Origin of the sequence: Pseudoalteromonas sp. GutCa3 (assembly GCF_002836155.1) — a bacterium.
In the GTDB taxonomy this organism is placed as follows: Bacteria; Pseudomonadota; Gammaproteobacteria; order Enterobacterales; family Alteromonadaceae; genus Pseudoalteromonas; species Pseudoalteromonas arctica.
The window spans coordinates 19,979-27,018 of record NZ_PJBK01000074.1 but is presented as its reverse complement, the minus strand read 5'-3'; the positions used below and the strand labels follow the sequence as shown (position 1 = coordinate 27,018).

The 7,040-nt window shown below is 36.1% G+C and carries 5 protein-coding genes; 2 read left to right on the top strand and 3 right to left on the bottom strand.

What is annotated here, in order from left to right:
* Positions 1-15: 15 nt before the first annotated feature.
* The 3 genes from CXF64_RS13295 to CXF64_RS13285 form a co-directional block, all read right to left on the bottom strand.
* A complete protein-coding gene (locus CXF64_RS13295; protein WP_101217254.1) occupies positions 16-780 on the bottom strand; it encodes a YdcF family protein in 765 nt (254 codons plus the stop codon).
* Positions 781-834: 54 nt separating this feature from the next.
* Positions 835-1,722: a LysR family transcriptional regulator gene (locus CXF64_RS13290; protein WP_002961689.1), complete on the bottom strand. Its 888-nt coding sequence runs from the start codon at positions 1,720-1,722 to the stop codon at positions 835-837.
* 434 nt (positions 1,723-2,156) lie between these two features.
* On the bottom strand, positions 2,157-4,526 hold the full coding sequence (locus tag CXF64_RS13285; protein WP_101217253.1) for an EAL domain-containing protein: 2,370 nt from the start codon (positions 4,524-4,526) through the stop codon (positions 2,157-2,159).
* A 290-nt stretch (positions 4,527-4,816) separates the two neighbouring features.
* Here CXF64_RS13285 and pyrC point away from each other — a divergent pair, with 290 nt between their 5' ends.
* Together pyrC and CXF64_RS13275 are read left to right on the top strand one after the other, a co-directional pair.
* A complete protein-coding gene (gene pyrC, locus CXF64_RS13280; RefSeq protein WP_101217252.1) occupies positions 4,817-5,869 on the top strand; it encodes a dihydroorotase in 1,053 nt (350 codons plus the stop codon).
* Between the two features lie 440 nt (positions 5,870-6,309).
* Positions 6,310-6,513 carry a cold-shock protein gene (locus CXF64_RS13275; RefSeq protein ID WP_002961702.1) on the top strand — a complete coding sequence of 68 codons (204 nt, stop codon included), beginning with the start codon at positions 6,310-6,312 and terminating at the stop codon, positions 6,511-6,513.
* Positions 6,514-7,040: the final 527 nt, after the last annotated feature.

The following is a 7,040-nucleotide window of genomic DNA, read 5'->3' as shown; positions in this document are numbered from 1 at the left end:
GTTAGACGAAATGAGTTACAGCGCCTCTGGATCTATCCAGCGGCGCAAACTTATCCATGTGTTTCCTACTACTTCGTGACTGTATTGCGTAACCACAAGTAAGGCATGAGCATTGGGAATAAACTGTTTGCTCCATGGAAGTGCAGCAAAATTATGATAATCAGTGGCTGCGGTTATGACTTCAATACCTTGAGCATTAAATAAGTCTTTTGCGCGTGGCATGTGCAGTACAGATGTTACTAGTGCAACTTTAAAGTCGACTAATTTTGATGCCAGTAACTTAGCTTCTTCACCTGTATCCATTGCTTTTGGGTTTTGGAATATACGACTCTTATTAACACCTAAACTAATTGCCGTTTGATACATAAGCCCGCTATTAGTAGTATTTTTATAACCCCCGCCTGACACTATAAGCTCTGCATTAGGGTAGTGCTTTGCTAGTTTTACACCTTCGACTAAGCGCGTTAGCGCACAATTACCTAATTGATTATTAGCACTGAGTGCTGGATTTGGGTTTATATCGCAACCTAGTACAACTATTTTGTCTATTTTTGGATGCTTTAGGGTATTAAATGCAAGCGACGCAGGTTCATTATTTTGGATAATTAAATTGGCGATAAAGGGTGTGCTCAATGCAAGTAATACAATTAAGCTTAAAGTAGATAAGAAGAGAGCTGATTTGCGGCCTTTAAATGCGAGTAGGAGCATCAGGCACGCAAATAAACCAAATAGAGGCAGTGGCATAAGTAAGCCACCAATCATTTTTTTAATAACAAACATAAGAGTTAAACGCTGTAGGGTTAATTACAGCGATATTACTCATTATATTGATAATTATCGACCGTTATTTAGCTTACACGTATTTAAAAAGTGACGATAAACAGGGTTATCTTTCATGTCTTTTTTCATCGCTAAATACATAGGACGAGTAAGGCCAAGAGCGCCCAAAGGAATTGATTTAATTAAGCCTTGGCTTTCATAAGGTGTAACTAGCCAATCAGGTAAAGCGGCAACGCCCATGCCGGCACTTACTAGTTGGAAAATAAGTAATCCTTGGTCAACCGTTTTTAACGTACCGTCAAAACGTGCATTTTGAATGAAATGCTTAAATATATCTTGGCGTTCACGCGGGATAGGGTATGAAATAATAGTTTCGTTTTTTAAATCAAGCGCTGTTACATACGCTTTTTTAGCAAGTTCATGATCCGGTGCCACAATAAGCTTCAATTTAAAATCAAATAAGTGCGCGTATTCTAATGTGTCGGGTTCACGTATGTCAGATGTTAAAACTAAATCGAGCTCATCGCTTAGTAAGTCAGGAATAGCGTCGTAACTAAAGCCGCGCTCGTAATCAATTTTTATATCAGGCCAAAAGTTATTAAATTCTTTAATAGTAGGCAACAACCAATGAAAACATGCATGGCATTCCACACTTAAACGCAGTTGAGAAATAGGCTGATTTAAGCTTTCTTTCAAACGGCATTTAGTCGCTTCCATTTTTGGTAATATTTCGTGAGCTAACTCAAGTAATAGCATTCCCTGAGGGGTAAAGCGGACTGGTTGAGTTTTACGCTCAAATAATTGGCAATCTAATTTATTCTCTAAATCTTTGATTTGATGAGATAAAGCAGACTGTGTCAAAAATAACTCTCGTGCTGTATTAACCAAAGATCCTGTTTCTTTTAGGGTTGCTATGGTTTTTAAATGTTTAATACCAATCATCTTTAAAAATTCTCATGGGAAAAGTGAGTTCAGCTCAGATTATCCACATACTACGCCTATACAAAAAACGTTTCAACGTCTAGATGGCTAAAAGTTTGCAATTTATTGTGGTTTATTGCAGTTTGTTGCAGTGAATCGCGAAAATATTAGAATTAGAAACGATAAAAGTCATTCAAAAACTGGTTTGATGAGTTTTAGATGAGTTTGCTTCATGTTGTATTTTAAGTATATCGATTGCGGTGTGCTTCACCTCAGTGTGAATTTTGACTATATAAATAACTGTGTGGGGTGGGGGGTTGTTGAATGGTTACTTTAGGTTGTGGTTTAAAAACTAAAGTCGTTTTGCTTTTTGCTTTTTGCTTTTTAGCTTTAGTTTAGGTCAATGAATGAGTATATACGTAATACCTAAGCCAGCGACCTACTCGCTGGCTTTTTTATAAGGGCTTATTAATAAGTAATATGGCTTCTTTGGCTGTGACCGGTTTTGACTTTAAAAAACCTTGGCCATAGTCGCACGCGGTGGATTGTAAAATGGCTAATTGTTCAAGTGTTTCTATCCCTTCAGCAACAACCTCAAGTTTTAATGATTGCGCAAGTGATAAAATGGCTTCAACAAGTGGATTGGTGGAATCTTGTAGGTGGTCAATAAAACTTTTATCTATTTTTAAAATATGAATAGGCAGTTGGTGCAAGTAGCCGAGTGCCGAGTAACCCGTTCCAAAATCGTCAAGGCACAATTTTACTTTTAAAGGTGAAAGACCTTCTATTATTTGAGTGGCGAGTTCTAGATTTTCTATTAAGCCTGATTCGGTAATTTCTAAACATAAAGAACCCAGAGGTAATTGGTATTTATTATAAATAGAATGTATTTGCGCTACAAAATCGAGGCTTGCAAAATGCCGTGACGATACATTAACCGTTACTTTCAAAAAGCGATGACCTTGCTGGTGCCAATTAGAAATCTGCTGAGCGGCTAAATCAAGTAAATGTAAATCAAGATTTATAATTTGCCCTGTAGTTTCAGCTATCGGTATAAAGTCATTAGGTGGTACAAATCCTTTTTTAGGATGATGCCAGCGCACAAGTGCTTCAAAACCAATAACCTCACTTGTGGTAATTGTAAAAATTGGCTGAAAATAGAGTTCAAATTCGTTGTGTTCTATACCGTGTTGCAAGTCGTTTTCGATATCGGCATGGGTTTTAAGTTTTTTACGCATCGTGTTATTAAAAAACTTAACTTGTCCACGCCCGGTGGATTTTGCTTCATACATAGCAGCATCAGCTTGTTGCAGTAATATATAAGCTTGATCGTTTATGTTGTCGGTATAGGCAATACCAATACTAGTAGAGGCTTGAAGTAAGTGGCTATCTACATTTAGAGGTTTTGCTAATGCGCTTTTAATTCTGTTTAAAGCTTCATTAACTTGGTTTTTATGTGTGATATTTTCCATGAAAATAGCAAATTCATCACCGCCTAAACGAGCAAATGTATCGGTGCTTCGTACTGTACTTTTAATTAAGCCGCATATTTTTATAAGAAAATGGTCTCCGACCTCATGCCCCAGCGAATCATTAATACTTTTAAAACGGTCAAAATCTAGATACAGCAGGGCATGGCTAGTACTTTTTTTAGCGCGCGTTAAACGTAAAATAGCATGCTTTATTCTCTCAATGAGTAATGAGCGGTTAGCAAGGCCGGTAAGCTCGTCATGCAATGCTTTATGCTCGAGCTCTTGTCGGGCTAGTTGTCTATCAATTGCCATACTTATTTGACGACTTACGTAAGTTAGAAGAGCGCTGTCGTGTTCGTTGTATTGCAGTGTTTTATCGTAGCTTTGTACAACAATAACACCGCTTATACGATCACTTGTTTTAAATGGAACACCCAACCAAGACTCTGATTGTCGACCTACCATTTTAAAATCACCGTTATCAATATGACTTTGAAAGGCATCTTTATTGAGTAATAAGGTTTGCTCTGTTTGCAGTAGGTAATATGAAGCAGTGTCTTTTAGCTGTTCTTTAGATATTTTTTGATGTGTTTTAGTGTTTATGCCTTCTTCGACTATATAAACAAGGTCAAGTATATCTACTTTTTTGTCATATAAAGCGATAAAAAAGTTATCAGCACGAAGTAAGTTATTGATAATTGAATGCAAGGCTTCAAAGAAGGTATCTAAGTCGTTAGCTTTGTAGGTTAGGTTAGCTATTTGTAATAAGCTATTTTCTAATTTTTGTGCGTTGTTAAGTTGCTCAACTGTTTTTTGTAAGTTATTTACCGTATTTACCTGGTTAATTTTAGCACTGAGTAAGTGGGCAACTGTTGTAAGAATTTCAAGGTGTGCGTTTGTAAAGTAGCCTTTAATAGGGTGCTCACAATCAATAACACCTAAAACTTGTTCTTTATATATAAGAGGGACGCATAGTTCTGATTGGGCAGGGCGCTCATCTGCGATATAACGGCTATCTTTTGTTACATCATCGATAATTACGGCTTTACCAGTAGTTGCAACAGCCCCAGTAATTCCTTCACTAAAACGTATTACTTTACGTTCGGCTTGATATTTGTCTCGGGCGTGAGCAATACCCATCGATGCAACTTGATTTAATGTATAAGCATTGTTATCGGCAAGGTAAATAACGCAATCAACAAATCCTAAACGGTTAACAACGTGCGTTGTAACATACTCAAATAGCTCGTCTAGTGTGTCTAGTTGCAATAAGCTTGATGAAAATTGATTAATAATACTCAGTTGATCAGTTTTTATCTCAAGTGCTCTTGAGGCATTGTTTTTGTAAGACATAGGCAATTTATATTATTCTTTTTATTTTTAAATACGTAGCTAAGTTAACCTAATCTTGGATTTTGTACAAAATAAAGCGATGAGTGGTTTTAATTGGCTGTAAATTATTATGACGAATGACTTTAATTAATTGTAAGTAATAACAATGGCTAATCCCAATTGAATTGGAGTATTAAGCTTTAATTACACAACTCGGTAATGTCATTAGCATATGCATTATTTTTAATAAAATCTTTACTCGAAAACATCATATGCCTATGATCGGATAAATTCAGCCTTGGAACAAAGTAATGACAAGCAATAATACAAACTCTGTAACAACCCTTACTATCACTCGCCCAGATGACTGGCATGTACATTTACGTGATGGCGACCAGCTAAACGATACTGTACGAGACATTAGCAGATACATGGGTCGCGCTATTATTATGCCAAACCTTGTTCCGCCGGCAACATGTACTGATACCGCTCTTTCTTATCGAGAACGTATTATGGCAGCAGGCCCACAAGGTGCCTTTGAGCCTTTAATGGTACTTTACCTTACTGATAAAACGACACCAGATGAAATAAAGAAAGCAAAAGCAACGGGTAAAATAGTAGCTGCAAAATTGTATCCTGCTGGCGCTACAACCAATTCTGATTCGGGTGTTACATCAGTCAAAAATATTTACCCGGTTTTAAAAGCAATGCAAGAAGTAGGTATGTTGCTGTTAGTACACGGAGAAGTTACTGATTCATCAATCGATATTTTTGACCGTGAAAAAGTATTTTTAGAGACGATTTTAGGGGATGTGGTAAGTGACTTTCCTGAACTTAAAATTGTACTAGAGCATATTACAACTAAAGATGCAGTAGAGTTTGTAGTTAATGCACCTAGCAATGTAGCAGCAACAATTACAGCTCATCATTTACTTTATAATCGTAATCATATGTTAGCGGGTGGAATTCGCCCACATTATTACTGTTTGCCAATCCTCAAACGTAACATTCACCAGCAAGCATTAATGGCCGCAGCTATAAGTGGAAATAAAAAGTTTTTCTTAGGAACTGATTCTGCACCACATTATAAAGATAAAAAAGAAGCTGCTTGTGGTTGTGCTGGTGCATATACGGCTCATGCCGCTATTGAGTTATACGCTGAAGCATTCGAAGACGCAGGAGCTTTGGACATGCTTGAAGGATTTGCAAGCCACTTTGGTCCTGACTTTTATGAGTTGCCGCGTAATGCCGATACAATAACATTACAAAGAAAACCATGGGACGTACCTGCAAGTTATACCCTAGGCGACTCTGAAGTTGTTCCTATAAAAGCAGAAGATACTATTGATTGGTCTGTTAAATAGTTAATATTCTATATTTAAACCAAAAGCCGCTTAATTTTTAAAGCGGCTTTTTTGTTTGTATTTTTGATGTTATTGAAGCGTTGTTTGACAGTATTGCTGTTGTAGAGGGCTTTTATACGCGTTTATAGCAATATATATTACAATAATACTTTATAGTTTTTGCTTGGAAATTAGTCAGTTAAAGGCGATTTGAAACAAATTTATATTTTTAATAAATAATTCCCAATTAATAGAGCGAAAAAAAATATAATGTGTTAATCTTACCTTGCTTTGAGTTTTTATGTATTGAATTTACGGATATTGTGCTGCGTTTAAGGTTACCGGTTAGGTTATTACTTGTTCCTGTACTGTACCTCCATATTTTTGAGCATTGACTCAGGGAGGATATTGCCATAATAATATGGCTGAATTTTAATTATTGACTTACAGGAAAATTTAGTATGTCGGTTACTGGTAAAGTAAAGTTTTTCAACGAAGCTAAAGGCTTTGGTTTCATTGAACAAGAAAATGGTCCTGACGTGTTTGTACATTTCAGCGCAATCACTGGTTCTGGTTTTCGCACTCTTAGCGAAGGTCAAGCAGTGACATTCAGCATCAAACAAGGTCAAAAAGGCCCTGAAGCTGAGAACGTAGAAGCAGCATAATTTATTATGTGAACTCTAGTTCATCTTGGTGAAGCAGGTCTCTGTTTCACCATAATTCCTCTCTATGTACATAATTAATAAAATCCTTCTTTTTAAATCCTTGAACACAAATTTCATATATTCTTAAATCTTCTATTTTAATACAAACCCAAAATTCAATTATCTGAATAACTTATACAATCGAACCACTTTCTATCGCATTTAAAACATCCCTTACAATTTATCCAACTGATCCGATACTTATATACATAAAAATGATGCCAAATAACAATCTGTGTAAATTTTAGTGTAAGTCTTGCTAGTGCAATCAGGTTGAAGTTTTGTACTTTAACTACAAATGGGCAAGGGAACCTCTATAGGCCTCTGATAGCTTATTATGGAAGCGTTAGGCATCATTTATAGTCCATTATTATTAAAGTTGAGCAACTTTTTGTGATTAACTTTGTTACTAAATAAATTTAACTGTTAAATAGTATTAATGAGCACTCTAAAGCGGTAAATGTAACTCGTCTAATTATCGAAAGCTA

Coding starts and splice junctions, on each gene's coding strand:
- CXF64_RS13295 (WP_101217254.1), bottom strand. CDS start 780: ATGTTTGTTATTAAAAAAATGATTGGTGGCTTACTTATGCCACTGCCT.
- CXF64_RS13290 (WP_002961689.1), bottom strand. CDS start 1,722: ATGATTGGTATTAAACATTTAAAAACCATAGCAACCCTAAAAGAAACA.
- CXF64_RS13285 (WP_101217253.1), bottom strand. CDS start 4,526: ATGTCTTACAAAAACAATGCCTCAAGAGCACTTGAGATAAAAACTGAT.
- pyrC (WP_101217252.1), top strand. CDS start 4,817: ATGACAAGCAATAATACAAACTCTGTAACAACCCTTACTATCACTCGC.
- CXF64_RS13275 (WP_002961702.1), top strand. CDS start 6,310: ATGTCGGTTACTGGTAAAGTAAAGTTTTTCAACGAAGCTAAAGGCTTT.